At 67.8% G+C, this 370-nt stretch carries 1 protein-coding gene; it reads right to left on the bottom strand.

Annotated elements, in window-relative coordinates; all coding sequences use genetic code 11:
• A partial coding sequence (locus CVH10_RS18275; RefSeq protein WP_181244486.1) for a TonB-dependent receptor plug domain-containing protein occupies positions 1 to 370 on the bottom strand: 370 nt, incomplete at both ends.

Genomic DNA, 370 nt, shown 5'->3' with positions numbered 1-370 from the left:
CAGTTCGCGGAAGTCGTTGGACCGGCCGCCGCCGCCATAGACGTTCAGATTGCCCGCCGTGGACAGGACGCTGACGCCATTGACCTCGACGCGGTTCAGGTCCGGCTCGACGCCGCGGATCGACACGGCGTTGCCTTCGCCGAAGTCGCGCGACAACTGCACGCCCGGCACCCGACCCAGGGCCTCGCCCACGTTCTTGGCGGGAAACTGGCCGATGTCGTCGGCGACGATGGAGTCCGAGACGGTGCTGGCCGAACGCTTGCGGTTCATGGCCGACTGAAGGCTGGAACGGGTGCCGACCACTACGACTTCATCGACGGTCGAAACCGGGGCGTCCGACGCCTGGGTTCCCGTCGCCTGCTGGGCGTTC

This window comes from Halomonas sp. ND22Bw, from assembly GCF_003011945.1.
In the GTDB taxonomy this organism is placed as follows: Bacteria; Pseudomonadota; Gammaproteobacteria; order Pseudomonadales; family Halomonadaceae; genus Halomonas; species Halomonas halophila.
The sequence above is the reverse complement of the archived record's forward strand: the minus strand, read 5'-3'. Positions and strand labels throughout refer to the sequence as shown.